At 72.3% G+C, this 14201-nt stretch carries 16 protein-coding genes and 1 pseudogene; 9 read left to right on the top strand and 8 right to left on the bottom strand.

The window, feature by feature from the left end; all coding sequences use genetic code 11:
* The first annotated feature begins 54 nt into the window (after nucleotides 1–54).
* From ACFQBR_RS22530 to ACFQBR_RS22520, 3 genes are all read left to right on the top strand, one after another.
* Nucleotides 55–609, top strand: coding sequence for a hypothetical protein (locus ACFQBR_RS22530; RefSeq protein ID WP_344177651.1), 555 nt, complete (start codon nucleotides 55–57; stop codon nucleotides 607–609).
* Between the two features lie 39 nt (nucleotides 610–648).
* On the top strand, nucleotides 649–783 hold the full coding sequence (locus ACFQBR_RS22525) for a hypothetical protein (protein WP_344177649.1): 135 nt from the start codon (nucleotides 649–651) through the stop codon (nucleotides 781–783).
* Between the two features lie 116 nt (nucleotides 784–899).
* Nucleotides 900–1478, top strand: coding sequence for a hypothetical protein (locus tag ACFQBR_RS22520; RefSeq protein WP_344177646.1), 579 nt, complete (start codon nucleotides 900–902; stop codon nucleotides 1476–1478).
* A 103-nt stretch (nucleotides 1479–1581) separates the two neighbouring features.
* On the opposite strand, the gene ACFQBR_RS22515 is transcribed toward ACFQBR_RS22520, so the two are convergent.
* From ACFQBR_RS22515 to ACFQBR_RS22500, 4 genes are all read right to left on the bottom strand, one after another.
* The gene (locus tag ACFQBR_RS22515) at nucleotides 1582–2034 is read right to left on the bottom strand and encodes a hypothetical protein (protein WP_344177644.1); all 453 of its coding nucleotides are present in this window, start codon (nucleotides 2032–2034) and stop codon (nucleotides 1582–1584) included.
* Between the two features lie 560 nt (nucleotides 2035–2594).
* A complete protein-coding gene (locus ACFQBR_RS22510; RefSeq protein ID WP_344177642.1) occupies nucleotides 2595–3575 on the bottom strand; it encodes a zinc-binding dehydrogenase in 981 nt (326 codons plus the stop codon).
* A 57-nt stretch (nucleotides 3576–3632) separates the two neighbouring features.
* Nucleotides 3633–4667: a zinc-dependent alcohol dehydrogenase gene (locus ACFQBR_RS22505; protein ID WP_344177639.1), complete on the bottom strand. Its 1035-nt coding sequence runs from the start codon at nucleotides 4665–4667 to the stop codon at nucleotides 3633–3635.
* A 49-nt stretch (nucleotides 4668–4716) separates the two neighbouring features.
* A complete protein-coding gene (locus tag ACFQBR_RS22500; RefSeq protein WP_344177637.1) occupies nucleotides 4717–5319 on the bottom strand; it encodes a TetR family transcriptional regulator in 603 nt (200 codons plus the stop codon).
* Between the two features lie 467 nt (nucleotides 5320–5786).
* Between ACFQBR_RS22500 and ACFQBR_RS22495 the strand changes: the two genes are divergently transcribed.
* The 4 genes from ACFQBR_RS22495 to ACFQBR_RS22480 all read left to right on the top strand — a co-directional run bounded on the left by ACFQBR_RS22495 (nucleotide 5787) and on the right by ACFQBR_RS22480 (nucleotide 10651).
* Nucleotides 5787–7868: a serine/threonine-protein kinase gene (locus ACFQBR_RS22495; RefSeq protein ID WP_344177635.1), complete on the top strand. Its 2082-nt coding sequence runs from the start codon at nucleotides 5787–5789 to the stop codon at nucleotides 7866–7868.
* Nucleotides 7869–8231: 363 nt separating this feature from the next.
* Nucleotides 8232–8699, top strand: a complete 468-nt coding sequence (locus tag ACFQBR_RS22490) for a DUF2690 domain-containing protein (protein WP_344177632.1) — start codon at nucleotides 8232–8234, stop codon at nucleotides 8697–8699.
* 301 nt (nucleotides 8700–9000) lie between these two features.
* The gene (locus ACFQBR_RS22485; RefSeq protein ID WP_344177630.1) at nucleotides 9001–9801 is read left to right on the top strand and encodes a GNAT family N-acetyltransferase; all 801 of its coding nucleotides are present in this window, start codon (nucleotides 9001–9003) and stop codon (nucleotides 9799–9801) included.
* A 313-nt stretch (nucleotides 9802–10114) separates the two neighbouring features.
* Nucleotides 10115–10651, top strand: a complete 537-nt coding sequence (locus ACFQBR_RS22480) for a class IV adenylate cyclase (RefSeq protein WP_344177628.1) — start codon at nucleotides 10115–10117, stop codon at nucleotides 10649–10651.
* Nucleotides 10652–10762: 111 nt separating this feature from the next.
* Here ACFQBR_RS22480 and ACFQBR_RS22475 read toward each other — a convergent pair whose 3' ends face one another.
* The 4 genes and pseudogenes from ACFQBR_RS22475 to ACFQBR_RS22460 form a co-directional block, all read right to left on the bottom strand.
* On the bottom strand, nucleotides 10763–11782 hold the full coding sequence (locus ACFQBR_RS22475; protein WP_344177626.1) for a LacI family DNA-binding transcriptional regulator: 1020 nt from the start codon (nucleotides 11780–11782) through the stop codon (nucleotides 10763–10765).
* Between the two features lie 217 nt (nucleotides 11783–11999).
* Nucleotides 12000–12503 (bottom strand): NUDIX hydrolase, encoded by a 504-nt coding sequence (locus tag ACFQBR_RS22470; RefSeq protein WP_344177624.1) that lies wholly within the window; start codon nucleotides 12501–12503, stop codon nucleotides 12000–12002.
* A gap of 45 nt (nucleotides 12504–12548) precedes the next feature.
* Entirely contained in the window at nucleotides 12549–12869 is a 321-nt protein-coding gene (locus tag ACFQBR_RS22465) for a MafI family immunity protein (protein ID WP_344177622.1), read from the bottom strand.
* Between the two features lie 31 nt (nucleotides 12870–12900).
* Nucleotides 12901–13080 (bottom strand): annotated as a pseudogene (locus ACFQBR_RS22460) (IS630 family transposase); the annotation flags it as partial.
* Nucleotides 13081–13143: 63 nt separating this feature from the next.
* Here ACFQBR_RS22460 and ACFQBR_RS22455 point away from each other — a divergent pair.
* Together ACFQBR_RS22455 and ACFQBR_RS22450 are read left to right on the top strand one after the other, a co-directional pair.
* A complete protein-coding gene (locus ACFQBR_RS22455; RefSeq protein ID WP_344177730.1) occupies nucleotides 13144–13437 on the top strand; it encodes a hypothetical protein in 294 nt (97 codons plus the stop codon).
* Nucleotides 13430–14191, top strand: coding sequence for a GNAT family N-acetyltransferase (locus ACFQBR_RS22450; RefSeq protein ID WP_344177620.1), 762 nt, complete (start codon nucleotides 13430–13432; stop codon nucleotides 14189–14191). The genes ACFQBR_RS22455 and ACFQBR_RS22450 overlap by 8 nt, the downstream gene beginning before the upstream one ends.
* Nucleotides 14192–14201: the final 10 nt, after the last annotated feature.

The following is a 14201-nucleotide window of genomic DNA, read 5'->3' as shown; positions in this document are numbered from 1 at the left end:
GACCCGGCTCGGGCAGATCGGACCCGGACCGGCGATACCGAGGAATGCACCCGTATGACAGCCAGTGCCCAGCAGCTGATCGAAACGGCACGTCCCGCACCGCCGGCCGGCCCGTTCGACTGGGGACAGGTCGAGTATCGGCTCGGGGCGTCCGTGCCGCAGGACTACCGCGAGCTTCTCGACGCCGGGGGCGGCGGACTGTGGCTCGGTTTCGTGAGGCTCTACGTTCCGGCGCCCGGCCCCGGTCTTCAGCACGTCGACCTCGAACGGTCGGGACTGGAGTTCGAACAGCTCCAGGACCTGTTCGAGGACGAGGTCGTGGGGCCGCCCGACGATCTCCACCCCGGTTCCAGGCTGTTGCCCTGGGCCTCGACCGGCACGGGGGTCACGCTCTACTGGCAGGTCTCACCCGGGACGGCGGCCGAGGCGTACCCGGTCCGGGTCTCGGATCGCGACGGCGACGTGTGGGAGAAGCACGACCTGCCCACCACCGACCTCCTCCTGGGACTCGTCCGGGGCGAGGTGCGAAGTGAGCTGCTCGACGGGTCGTGGACGGACCGCGACGCGCTCTTCACGCCCTACGCCGAGGAAGGGGCGCAAGGTGGATGACGGTCTGCCCACCGGGGTTCTCCCACCCCGTTCCCGGGTGTGGTGATTCGCCTGCTGTCGGTGGTGCGGCCCGCCCCAGGGGCATCCGCCCGAGCCCTGTGGGCGATGGAGAACGGCGACGCAGTGCTCGACGCACTCGACGCCGGTCCCGAGCCGCTCGCCCGGAGCGACTGAGGCGCCTGCCAGGGCCTCGTGCAACACTTTCCCCCAGGTGATCCGGCTTTTCCCTGCGGAAGACCGATGTGCGTCATCGTCGAGTGCCAGCCGAGTGTGCGTGAGGTTCACTTCTCTTGGAACCAGCCAGATGGAATGAAGAGTATTTCACCGAGGTCAGCGGGATGATCGGCCCGCCGAGTCCCGATGCCATGTTCGATCCCGAACCGGTGCAGCGAGTTCTCGGGAGGGAGCTTCCCCGCGACTATGTCGCTCTGATGCGAGCCTACGGCGGTGTGGTGTCCACCCTCGAGGACGCTTATCTTCTTATCGCCGTCGGTGATGGGGGGCGTTGGGACCGCAGGAGGGTGGTCGAAGAGGGAAACTATGCCGTTTACTATCTCGCGGACCGTTTTCCGGAGTACTCTTTCATGGGGGAATCCCGCAAGGTCAGCACCTCGTGGATCCTCTCTCGTGAACCGTACAACGTGTTTCGGATCGGTGAAGTATTCGGGGAGGCTCTCTATCTGTTTTTCGATCCGGACGTCGCGGACTGGACGGTGGTGCTGGGAAGCGGTGACCGGTGGTGGCAGTTCCGGGGCGGGGTCTGTGAACTCCTGGTCAAAATGGTGAAAGGCGAGGTTGTGCTTCCGTATGCCGAGGAGGGCTATTTCATCGGATCGTCCTTCTTGCAGGAGCCACGCCTGACCGAATGAAATTCATTTTTCAAGTCCGGGAGTCGGCACGACTTCACGAGCTCCTCCGGTTCGGGGGCGGCCTCGTCGTCCCGGGCAGGAGGACAGGCCCTGCTCAGCGGTTTCAGTGGGCCCTGCCCATGAAGGTGACGGTGCGGGAGCTGCTCTCGCCCGTGTTGTCCTCCAGGGTGAGGGTGTAGGCCCACCATCGGCCCGACTCCGGTGAGGGGCAGGAGTCCGTGACACCCGTGGCCAGGTGTGCCGGGAGAGAGACCCTCTCGCCACCTCTCTCGGCAAGGGCGGAGGAACCTGATTCCTGGAGTGACGCGGCATAGCGGCACGTCGAGGCGAGGTTCAGGTCCAAGGGCTCGTCCGTCCCGTTGAGGAGGCTCACCTCCCACGTGACCCTTTCCTCTCCGCCGACGTCCTCGTGGGAGATGCTCAGGAGTTGCAGCCTGATCCCGTCGCCGTACTCGAAAGGCCGGTTCGCCGGTACGAGCAGGTACCTGGCGCCGACTGCGAGGACGATGAGGGCGAGCACGAGGGTGAGTGCGGTCCACGGCGCGAGTCTGCGCACGATGCCCTCCAGGGGACGGTGGCGCCGAAAGCGCCGGGGGTGCGCACACCCTACGGTGGAACGTCCGGTGCCGGGGACACGCGGCTGCACCTGAATCGGATCCCACCGGAACCCGGCCTTTCCGGGCCGTTGCCGAGGTGGCCCGCCACGGGCTCTCGGGCAAGGCCACCCCGGTGTGCCGCCGCGGTACCCAGCGGCGTTCGGCAGCTCTGGTGGCCACTGTGGTCCGGCTCCGGGCCCGCACGGTCGATGACGCCCCGGCGCTGCTGGAGGCGTCGCACCGCTGATCCGTGACCGGCTCTTCCACGTGGACCGGAGCCCCTGCGCCCGGGCATGCCGGGCGGGCGCAGCGAGCTGAGCGATGCCGACCGGCCTCCGGGTGCCGAGGGGAAGCGGCTGGCTCGCGTCCGAGGAAGCCCGGTCCTGGAATGGTCCGGGGCCGATCTCGTCATTCCGGCGCGGACGCCTGTTTGTCGAAGCCGGCCCCGACACGGCTCCCGGCGGTGCTGTGGATACGAACGGTGCTCCGGTCCGGGTCCGCAGCCCGGATCGGGTGTGTCTCAGTCGAGGAGGCACACGGTTTTGCCGCTCATCGTGCGTGCGGACAGCTCGACCAGCGCCCGGGGAACCTCCTCCAGCGAGATGGTCCTGGTGAGCATCGCGTCGAGCTTTCCCTGGGCGAGCAGGGAAAGCAGGTCGGTGAGCATGAACGACAGGTCGCGGCGGGCACGCTGGTCACCCAGGGTGTAGGCGGCGCCCAGGGCGATCTCGTGGACCGAGGGCGCGACCCCGAAGGGCGCCACCGTCTCCAGGTCCGGGCGTCCGGCGACGGTGGCGATACCGCCGGTGTGGGCGAGCAGGGACAGGTTGGCGGTGGCCGAGTCCGCGCCGACGGTGTCCAGGACCGCGTCCACCCCGCGTCCGTGCGTCAGCTCCATGACCCGGGCGGGGATGTCCTCGGTGCGAAAGTCGATGACCTGGTCCGCGCCGAGCTTCTTGACGCGGTCGGTGTTGTGGGCGGCCTCGGTGGCCAGTACGCGCGCTCCGGTCAGGGCGGCCAGTTGGGTGGCGAACCCGCCCACGCCTCCGGCGGCGCCGGTGATCAGGACGGTGTCCTGCTCGCCGACGTGCAGGCGGCGCACGATCGCCTGGTAGGCGGTCAACCCTGCCGAGGGCAGGGCCGCAGCCTGCGCGGAGGAGACCTCTTCGGGGACCACGGCTAGGACTTCGGCGCGTGCCAGGGTGTATTCGGCGAACCCGCCGCGCTCGCGGATGTCGCCGGTGTAGGCCACCCGCTGCCCCACGGCCGGTCCCTCCACCTGCGGGCCCAGTGCGTCGATGACGCCGACCACGTCCAGGCCCAGCACGGCGGGCCACTCCCATTCGGGGATGCCGTAGGCGGCCCGCTGGTAGTCCGAGGGGTTGAGCCCGCACGCCTGAACCTTGATGCGGACCTGCCCGGGCGCGGGCTCGGGCAGGGGCAGGTCGGCCGGATGCAGGGTGTCGCAGGCGCCGGGCCGGTCCAGAACGAGTGCTCGCATGATGCGGTACCTCCAGAGGTCGGGTGGAAACGGTCGGGATGGAACGCGATGGTGCGTTCAGGCGCGCGGGTCGACCAGGACCTTGACGTGGTCCTGGCCCGCGGCCAGGTCGGCCAGGGCCCGGGGCAGCTCGGTCAGGCCCACGGTCGCGTCGTGCAGGGGTTCGGTGCGCAGCCGACCGGAGGCGATCAGGTCGGCGGTGACGGTGAACTCGTGGTTCAGGTGGGCCAGGGAGGTCTGGACGGTCAGCTCCTTGCTCAGCCACGCCAGCGGGGAGACGCTCACCGATCCCGACGCCACTCCGAGCATCATGATGGTGGCGCCCGGGCGGCACAGCTCCACGGCCGCGGTCAGCGCGGCCTCGTTGCCCGCGCAGTCGAAGACGAGGTCCGCGCCCAGCCCGCCCGAGGCGTGCTGCACCGCGGCGGCGGCCTCGGCGCCCGGCGCGACCGCGGCATCTGCGCCCAGTTCCAGGGCCAGGCCGCGTCGGCGCTGACGGGGCTCGACCACCACCACCCGTCCCGTACCGGACAGACGCAGCAGCTGCACCGCGAACAGCCCCACGGGACCGGCCCCCATGACCACGGCGGTCTCGCCCAGGAGCGGGGGACGGCGGCGTACGGCGTGCAGCGCCACGGTGGCCGGTTCGATCATGGCGGCCTGGTCGTCGTCGACACCGTCGGGGAGGCGGATGAGCATCTCGGCGGGCACGGTGATGCGCTCGGCGTAGGCACCGTGCGCCGGGGTCAGGGGATGGGTGCCGAACGACAGGGCCGTCAGGCCCTCGCAGCGTTGGGCGTGCCCGGCCCGGCACATCGCGCACCGGCCGCAGGCCGGCGGGGTCCCGGCGACCACCCGGTCGCCCACGGCCAAGTCCGCCACGCCCTCGCCGACGTCCAGGACGGCGCCGCCCCATTCGTGCCCGGACAGGAAGGGCGGGTAGTCGTGGCCGTCCTTGAACGCCGAGACGTCGGATCCGCAGATGCCGGTCCGGCCGATCTCCACCACGGCGGTGCCCGGCCCGGCCTTCTCCGGCAGTGGGAACTCGGCGAAATCGACCTGTTCACGGCCGGTGATCAGCGCAGCCTTCATGGTGTGGTCCTCACATGGTGCGGGGAAGAAATCGGCGGGATGTGGAAGGTCACGGTGCGGTGAGTTCGCGCAGGTGAGCGCAGGCGGCCTGGAAGGTCTGCGCCAAACCGTCCTCGCTGTCGGCGGCCCAGGAGTCGAAGGAGGCGCGCAGGGCCGCGCTGACGGTCTCGGCCAGCACTCGCACGCGCAGGTCGATGACGGTGGTCTCGGCCGTGGCCGCCATCATCTGTACGAACCGGTCGCACTGCTCGGCCTCACGGCGCTGCGCCGCACTGCGCAGGGCCGCGTCGGCTCCGGCCAGGCGCCGCACGCGGAGCATGCGCTCGATGACGTCGGTGCGCTCGGCTTCCAGCTCCTGCAGGACCTCGACCACGACCCGCTCCACCTCGCGCAGGGGTTCGGAAGTGCTCGCACACCCCTCCAAGCGGGAGGCGAGCGCAGCCTCGAAGGCCTGGTTGGTTCCCAGTGCCGCGTCCTCTTTGGCGGGGAAGTAGCGGAAGAAGGTGCTCGTGGAGACCCCGGCGGCAGCCGCGATGTGTTCGACGGTCGTGTTCTCGAAGCCCTGGCGTTCGAAGAGATCGAGCGCCGCGTTCTCGATCTCGGCCAGGGTGGCGCGACGACGGCGCTCCCGAAGACCAATAGTGGTATCCATGCCCAAAATGATAGTGGCTCCCACTTTAATGGCAAGCCCCAACAAGGTGGTTCATCTCATGATTGTTCGGGGGAGCGTGGCTCGAACGTTCTGCGGCGGGGTTGCGGGATCGGGGCACTCGCCACCTGTCTGCCGGTGTCGTACTTCCGGAAACACGTCCCCGGTCCCCGCCCCTGGATACACACGGATCAGGCGGCCGCGCCGCGCTCTCGGTCCATGCCCGTCACCGGCGGTTGCCGAGCCTGCCCCGGCGCCCCCGCCCTCGGACAGGAACGCGCGTGCGGCACACGTGAAAGGCGAGGGCCGGCGCGGATTTCTCCGCGCCCGCCTGATCACCGCTGGTCGAGGAAGCGGTCGCGGCCGGGAGGAGGAACCGGCCCTTCCGCACGGATCGCCGCGGCGCTATACACGTCTGAGGAGCGGATCCCGGGCCCCGCGAGGGGACGGGCGACAGGGCGTGGTGGGTCATGGACGCGGAGACCGGCGAGATCGGCGGATACCGGCTCCTGGAGGAGCTAGGCCGGGGCGGCTTCGGCGTCGTCTACCGGGCCCAGGCCCCCGGCGGCGGCCCCGCGGCGGTGAAGCTCCTCCACGCCGGCGCGGGCGCGGCCCCGGGCCTGAGGGAGACGTTCGCCCGCGAGGTGGCGGCGGCACGCAGGGTCAGCCCGTTCTGCGTGGCGCGCGTCCTGGACGCCGACCCGCACGCCGAGCGGCCCTGGATCGCCAGTGAGTTCATCGAGGGCCGCACGCTCACGCAGGAGATCGGGGCGCGGGGCCCGCGCCGAGGCGCGGACCTGCACCGCCTGGCCGTGTCCACGGCCACCGCGCTGACGGCCATCCACCGGGCCGGCGTCGCCCACCGGGACTTCAAACCGGACAACATCATGATGGCGCCGGACGGCCCCAGGGTCATCGACTTCGGGATAGCGCGCTCCTTCGAGAACACGGCCTTCCAGGCCACGGCCAAGGTCGGGACCCTGCTCTACATGGCGCCCGAACGGCTGAACGACGCCCCGTTCCTGACCCCCGCGGTGGACGTCTTCTCGTGGGGCGCGGTGATGGTCTACGCGGCGAGCGGACGGCACGCGTTCGAGGGGCGCACCCAGGCCGCCGTGATCGCGAGGATCCTGACGGGCGACCCCGACTGCTCGGCAGTCCCGGAGGAACTGCGCGGACTCGTCGTCCGGTGCCTGGACAAGGAGCCCGACCGGCGCCCGACCGCCCACCAGGTGCTCAACTCCCTGCTGGGACTCGGCGCGGACGACACGGACGTCGAGACCGCGCTGGTCTCGGGCAGGACCGCGGCGACCGGGGCGCTGCCGACGGAGGAGATCCGCAGCGTCCCGACCCTGCGGGAGACCTCGGAGCTGACAGAGGAGCTTCCGGGCCCCGGGGTGCGGCCCGGGCGCCCCTACGGGTTCGCCGGCGGGTGGTACCGCTCGCTCAGCGGCCTGGCCGAGGCCTTCCATGCGGACACGGACGCCGCGTGCGAGCTGTTCGGGGACCCGGACGAGCGGGCCGACCTGGCCGCGTGGATCGCGGAGCACCCGGGGGACACCGGGATCGACCCGGACCTGCTCCGCCTACAGCCGGTGGACGTCGAGCTGGCGGTCCTGCGGTTCGTCGCCCGGGCCCGCCCGGACCTGCCGCCGAGGTACCGGGGAACCGACGTGGGACTGTCAGGAGCGCGGGCGACGGCCGCCGGACGGGCGGATCCGCTGGACGACGACATCGACCTGCCCCTGAACGCGGCCGAGGCGGCGGCCGGGTGCGACTGCCGGGAAGCCGGCCACCCGTGCCGCCCCGGGCAGGGGTGCGACGAGTACCGGCGCATGATCAGGGCGGCGCGGTCCGCGCTGGCCCTCTACCTCCGGGAGAGCGAGCGCTACGCCGCCGTGCTGTCCTCGGCCGAGCCCCGGTCCCGGACGGCGTTCGACCGCAGGGCGGACGGCGGCCTGTTCCTCCGGGCCGTCCTGGCCCCGGACGAGTGGCGGCGCGCGGTCGGGCGGGACCGCGACGCCCTGGACCCGTCGCTGCGGCGGCACCTGCCGCCCGAGCCGCCGACCGGGACCCCGCAGCCGGTGTGGGCGTGCCACGGGCTGGTGGTCCGTGTGCTCCGCGAACTCCTCGCCCGACTCGACTCCCGGCACCGGAAGCTGAGCGAGAGGATCGAACGGCGGGAGGCGTTCGCACTGGCGCTCAGGCGCCGGAACACGCAGCACACGTGGGCCCGCCTGATCGCGGCGGGTGCGGCGTGCCTGTTCGCCCTCCCGCTCTACTTCAGCGACGACCGGGCGGTGGACGCGGTCACGGGGGTGGCGCTGACGGCGTTGCTCTGGTCGGTCTTCTTCCTGCTCGGTTATGCCCTGGTGATGATCGCCGCCGACTCCCACAAGATGCTGCACCCCCCGCCGTCGGACAGGATGAGGAAGAAGTACCGGTCCACCCGGGGATGGCGGAACAAGGCGCGCAAGGCGGAGGGGGACGCCGCGCGGCTCCGCCGGGAACTCGTGGAACTGGACGGGGCCCGCGAGCGGTTGCCCGCCTGAAGCGGCCCGGACCACTCGGGGCCGGGAGCCGGTCTCGCGGGCGCCGCCGCCTCCCGCGCCCGATGTGGGGGGACGCCGCCGGGGGCGTCCGGTTCTGTCCCGCGGAACATGGCGGTAGGCCGAGACGGGCGGGTGTGAAGGGCGTTTTCCCTCGTCGTGGGGTGTGGACTCAGGGTCAAGAAAACGAGGACCGTGGGTCAAGGACATTTCGGCGAGAAATCCATAGCTTGGGTGAGCCGGGGAGGGACGGACTCCCCGGCGGCCTCGGGCCGAGGGACACTGCCCACAACGGGGTCGGACCCTCTCGTACGAGGCTGAGCACGTTCCCATCCCCATCATCGCCATGAGTGAGGAAAAAGACACATGTCCCCCACCCCCCGCGGAAAGCGCTTGCGGCGCCTGGTGTCGGTCGCCGCCGCCGCTGCCGGACTCGTGACCCTGACCGCGGTCCCGGCGTCCGCGCATGTCTACGACGGCGCCGACCCGCAGTCCACCGGATGCTCCGCCAATTCGACCACGGTGGACCAGATCTCCCGTGACGGGATGACGTTCCAGCTGAGGTGGTCCTCCACCTGCTCGACCAACTGGGTGCGCATCGTCGGCTACCCCGGGACGATCCCGGCCTCCCAGCGTGCCGGTCTGTGGATGGACGTCAGGGACGTCGACCGCGGCGTCTCGGCGCTGTTCACCGGGAGCACCTCCATCAGCGGAACGCGCTGGGGCGACATGGTCTACTCGCCCGGAAGCAACTGCGCTCTGGGGCGCATCAACTACAAGGTCGGCGGCATCGACGGCGGCTACGACCTGGTCCTGTCCAGCAGCTCCTGCTGACACGGGCGGGGCCCGTCACGTGTCCTTTCGCGCCCCGGTCTGCACCCGCGGCCCGGGGCGCGTCCGGAACGCGCGGACCGTGGTGCGGCTCCGGGGCGACTGCTCTCCCACGGGGCCGCGGGCCCTCCCCGTCAGGGGGCGCGGCCGCATGCGGCCTCCAGGTCACAGATCGGACGAACCGGCCGGTAACCGGGGGGCGGTCGGGGATCGTGGAGCCGGAGTACGCACGCGTCCACGGGCCGGGGCGGCGCCCCACGCCCGGCAGGACGGGCTCCCCCTCCCCACCGCTCGAAGGGTTCCGATGACTGATCGCACGGAGTCGATCGAATCGATGCGGCAGCTCGCCGCGGCCTGGCGCACCATGGTGCTCGACCGCGACGCGGACGCCGACGTCCGGGACCTGCCCGGCATCGCCGTCCGCTGGGCCGACTGCCGGTTCGCGTTCTGGAACTGCGTCACGCTGACCGACGTCGGCGCGGACGCGCCGCTCGTCGAGGAGCGTCTGACCGGGGCGGCGGAGATCATGCGCTCCAAGGCCCGTCCGGGGTTCCTGTGGCTGTTCGAGAACCTCCTCGGCGAGGACGCGCGGGAGGGGGTGCGGGCGACCGCGGAGAGGGCCGGCCTGGAGTTCGCCTTCTCCGGCACCGGCATGGCCGGCGACCTCCTCCCCGTCGCCGAGCCCTCCCATCCCGACCTGGCCTTCGTGCGCGTGACCACCGAGGAGCTGCTCCGGGAGTACGCGGACCTCAACTCGCGCGCGTACGGGTTCCCGCTGGAGGACGGCCGCGACGGGCTCCTCGGGTCCGCGCTGTGGAAACAGGGGATGTACGCCTACCTCGGCCTGCGCGACGGCGTCCCCGTGACGTGCGCCGCGACGGTGGAGGCGGAGGGCCGCCTGTTCGTGGCGCTCGTCGCCACGCACCCGGACTGGCAGCGCAGGGGCTACGGCGAGGCGGTCACGCGCAAGGCGCTGCACGAGGGCGGGCGGGCCACCGGCCTGACCCGCGCGACCCTGCACGCGACCGAGGCGGGGGCGCCCGTGTACCCCCGCATCGGCTTCCGGCCGAACTCCCCGGTGCACTTCTACGGTCTGAAGGGCTGAGCTCCCCGGCGTGTCCGGGGCGGACCTCGCGCCCAGGCTGCGGCGAGGAGCGCCGGAACGAGGCGAGCGGCGGGCCCGGGTACGAGGACCCCTGAGCGGCGAACCCGCCGCCCGCCGATTGAAAACCCAAGAGAGAGGGTCCCGGGAATCCTCGGGGACTTCCGGTCGACGGGAAAGACATCCTGAGCGCAGTTCCGGGGACGCCCCGAAAGGGACATCCGTTCGCATTCCGGTGCCGGATGGGCCGAACCCCGGACGCCGTCGTGAGCCTTCACTACGCTCGCCCCGACAGCGCTGCGAGGAGAGGCCGAGGATGCGGGAGATCGAGGCGAAGTACCGGGTGCACGACCCGGAGGCGGTTCTGACCGCGCTCCGGGAGGCCGGGGTGACCCTGGGGGAGCCGGTCCACCAGGACGACACGGCCTACGCGCCCCCCGGCTGGGATCCGGGGCAGGGCAAGCGCGGCTTCACCTTCGCCCGCCTGCGCACCGAGGACGGCGTGCACATCGTGACGGCCAAGACCCCGTTGGCGAACGCGATGGAGTGCGTGGAGCACGAGACGGCCGTCGCCGACCGGGACGGGATGCACGGTGTCCTGACCGCGCTGGGCTATGTGCCGAGCGTGCGGATTGTCAAGAGCCGTCGGACGGGACGGGCCGGCCCGATCGCGGTGTGCCTCGACGACGTGCGGGGAGCCGGGGTGTTCCTGGAGCTCGAGGTGCTGGTAGACGACGACCGGGACGGACGGGCGGCCCAGGAGGAGCTGGACGCGTGGGCGCGCGGACTCGGGGTGGACCTGGAGCGGGTCACGGAGACCTACGACGTCCTGGTGCGCCCCGTGCCCGCCTGAGGCCCGCGGCGGTGCCCCGCGGCCCCGCTCCCGTGGCCGGAGGGCGTCGCGCGGCGAGCGCGGGTCGGACTGCACGACGCCTCGCGGCGTGATGCCGCTGTGCCGGGGCCCTCACCGGGGGAGGCGGAGGGGCCCGCTGCTCTCCCGGGGCACCAGCTCTCCGCCGGGGAGCATCTCCTCGGCCACCGGTGCGCCCTCGACGGCCCCGATGAGCAGGGTCGCCGCACGGCGGCCGTATCCGACGATGTCGCGGCGGACCGCCGTCAGGGCCGGCCTCACCAGACGGCACAGGAGCGAGTCGTCCCAGGCCACGATGGACAGCTCGGAGGGGACCGCGACGCCCATCTCCTCGGCCACCGCCAGCCCGCCCACCGCCATCACGTCGTTGTCGTACACCAGGGCCGTCGGGCTCTCGGGCAGGGCCAGGAGGCGCCGGGTGGCACGCGCGCTGTGCTCCCCGCTGCCGTCGGTGTGCACGACCACGGCCCGGTGGCCGAGGTCGCGCGCGGTCTGCTCGAAGGCCTTGGCCCGCGCGTGCGCGTGGGCGAGGTCGGCCGGCCCCGCGACGTGGGCCAGGCTCGTGTGCCCCAGGGCGACGAGGTAGTGCATGACCTCGTTCATCGTGGGGTGGTCGTCGACCGGCAGTGACAGCGTGCCGTTCCCCTCCATCGCGGCTCCGAGGACCAGGGCGGGCACGGCTGGCGAAGACGCGGGGGGCTGGCCCATGCGCTCCTCGGCCAGGATCACACCGTCGACACGGCCCCGGGTCTCCCAACGGCGGCGCGGAGATCCCTCCCCGTCGGGATCGGAGTGCACGATCATGTCCATCCCGGTGGAGGCGAGTGTGTGCTGGACCCCCTCGACCAGGAGCGCGAAGGAGGAGTGGCTGCCCCAGAGGCGGCCCGCCCTGCGGGTCACCAGTCCGATGGTGGCCGTCCTGCCGCCCGAGGACAGGGCGCGCGCCGGGCCGCTGGGCGACCAGCCGAAGTCGCGGGCGGTGGCCAGGATGCGCTCGCGGGTCTGCGCGGAGACACCGGGGCGGCCGTTGAGGGCGTAGGACACCGCTCCTTTGGAGACCCCCGCCGCTCTGGCGATGTCCATGATCGTCGGGCGCCGCATCATCGAGCCCATCGGTACTCCTGTCGGGTGTGTCCGGTCGCGGCACGGGGCCTGAGCGGGTCAGGGCGTGCGGGGTCGGGGCGCGGTGATCTTCGCGACGGCCTCGCGGGTGAGTTCGCGGTCCGCGGGTTCGGGGTCCAGCGCCCGGTGGATCCCCGCCCCCTCGATGAGGGCGTCGAGCAGGCGGCCATGGCCGCGTGGACGGGCGCGTACCCGCCGCCGGGAGCGGTCAACGGTCCTCCTCCAGCGCGTGGTGGCCGTGCTCGAGGTAGACGGTGGTGCCGGACGCCCGGGCGGCCAGGGCCGCGGTGGCGCGCCGGGCCACGTGGGCGGGCAGCAGGTCGCCGAGGCGTCCGGGTTCCACCCACGCGCAGCCCGACAGCTCGTCCGGGGGAAGGCGCAGTTCGGCGCCCTCGGGCAGGTGGGCGGTGAACAGCCACTGGAGGGCGGCGGTGCGCTCCCCGGAGGGCGGGACCCAGTCGACGGCGGCCAGGTGCGTCACGGTGGCCCGGACACCGAGTTCCTCGGCCAGTTCGCGGCGGCACGCGGCCAGCGGGGACTCGCCGTGTTCGACGATGCCGCCGGGGAGGCCCCAGGGCCGGTCGGGCTTGTAGGCGCGCTCCACCAGCAGCACCTGTCCGCCGGGGGAGAGGATGAGCGCGCCCGCCGCGCCCCGGGTGGCGGGCAGGCGCGCGTAGAACTGCCGCTCTGCTGCGGTGTCGGGGTGGCTCACCCCGTCGAGCCTAGTGCTGCGACCGCACAGGTTCGCCGGGTTCGGTCAGACCTGCTCGGAGGCGGCTGCGAGGTGTCGGAGGCAAGTGTCGGCGGCCGTGAGGTAGGGCTTGTGCAGCGCCTCGCTGTAGAGCCGCATCTCACGGGCTGCTCGGTCCAGGCACTCCCAGAACACGAGCGGCAGGTCGAGGTCGTCACCGAGATCAACGATGCAGTCGAAGGCGAGTCCCAGCTCGTCGTGCTCCAAGAACTCGAGCGTCAATGAGAAATCGATGTCGGGCAGGCCCGCCAGGTGGGCTCGAGCAGTGTCGAGGTGGCTTCGGGCCCGGTTCCAGCCGGCCTGAAGCGCCTCACGATCAACGGTCATGGTGCCATTGTCGTTGGTGTGGTCGGTGCACTCACCCGGTTTTCGCGGGTCGTCCGCCCCGGCGCAGCCCCTTCTCGCTGCGGACGCGGGTGCGCTCGCGGCACTGGGCGGCGAGGACGTCGGGGTGGCGGGCGTTGGCGTTGCCCCGGCGCAGGCAGGCGTGCAGGGAGCGGGTCTGGGCAGTGTGGTCGCGGTGGTTCGAGTTTGCGGACGGGCCAGCGGGTGAAGGGCCGGCCGGGTTCGGTCGGGCGGGTGGTGGCCGTCGTGACGACGAATGCTCGACGTCATGGTGGCCCTGGACCGGCCCGACCGAGCGCAGGCGCCGAGCGCAGGCGGCGTCTCCTTCGCGGCCCGGGAGCTGCCGCGGCGATCGAAGGAGGCCGACCCGCTGTTCGCCTTCGTGCTCTCCGGCGGCGAACCGGAGCCCGCCCCGACCTGCAACAGCGAGATCTTCCGCGTGCAGCGCGCCCGGGGCCTGCCGGAAGGCCTCTGCCCTATTCTCGACGCCATGGCCGACGACCGGCCGGTGGCCCGGACCCTGGACCGTGAGGAAACCCCGTATGAGTGACCACGACCTGTTGGCGGGGCTCGACGGCGAGCGCCGGGCCTCGGGGGACAGCACCGGCCGGGGAGGCGTCGTCCGCGAGCACGCGGCGGACGGCTCCGAGCGCCGGATCGTCTACGTGCGCTGCGCCCCCGGTGAACTCGACGGGGTCATCCGGGAGGAGGCCGACCTCGCGCGCCGGACGCCCTACACCCTGGAGTGGAAGGTCTACGGCCACGACACCCCCGCCGACCTGGGCGAGCGGCTCACCGCAGCGGGTTTCGAGCCCGACGACCGGGAGAGCGTGCTGGCGCTGGCGGTCGACGGGGCCGACCCGGCGGCCTTCGACCCGCAGGGGCGCGACATCCGGCGCGTCGTGGACGAGCGGGGCCTGGACGACTACGCCGAGATTGCCGCCGCCCTCGGCCGGCGCGACGTGGAGCAGGAGCGGCGCAGGCTCGCCGAGGGACTGCGGAGCGCACCGGAGGCGATGAGCGTCCACATCGCCTACGAGGACGGACGCCCCGCGGCCTGCGGCCGGATCCACCTGCGGCCGGGCGGCCCCTACGCCGAGCTGGCGGGCGGGCGCACCCGGCCCGAGCACCGCAAGCGGGGCCTGTTCACCGCGCTGGTCGGCAGCAGGCTGGGGGAGGCGCGGGAGCGGGGGCGCACCCACGTCCTGGTCGACGCCCTGCCGACCTCGGAGCCCACGCTGCGCAGGCGCGGCTTCGAGCCGGTGACCTGGACCCGGCCCTACGTCTACGAACCCGGCGCCTGAAGTCCGCCGG

Source organism: Nocardiopsis tropica, assembly GCF_042660575.1.
GTDB lineage: Bacteria > Actinomycetota > Actinomycetes > Streptosporangiales > Streptosporangiaceae > Nocardiopsis > Nocardiopsis tropica.
This window is presented reverse-complemented; position numbering and strand designations above follow the sequence as displayed.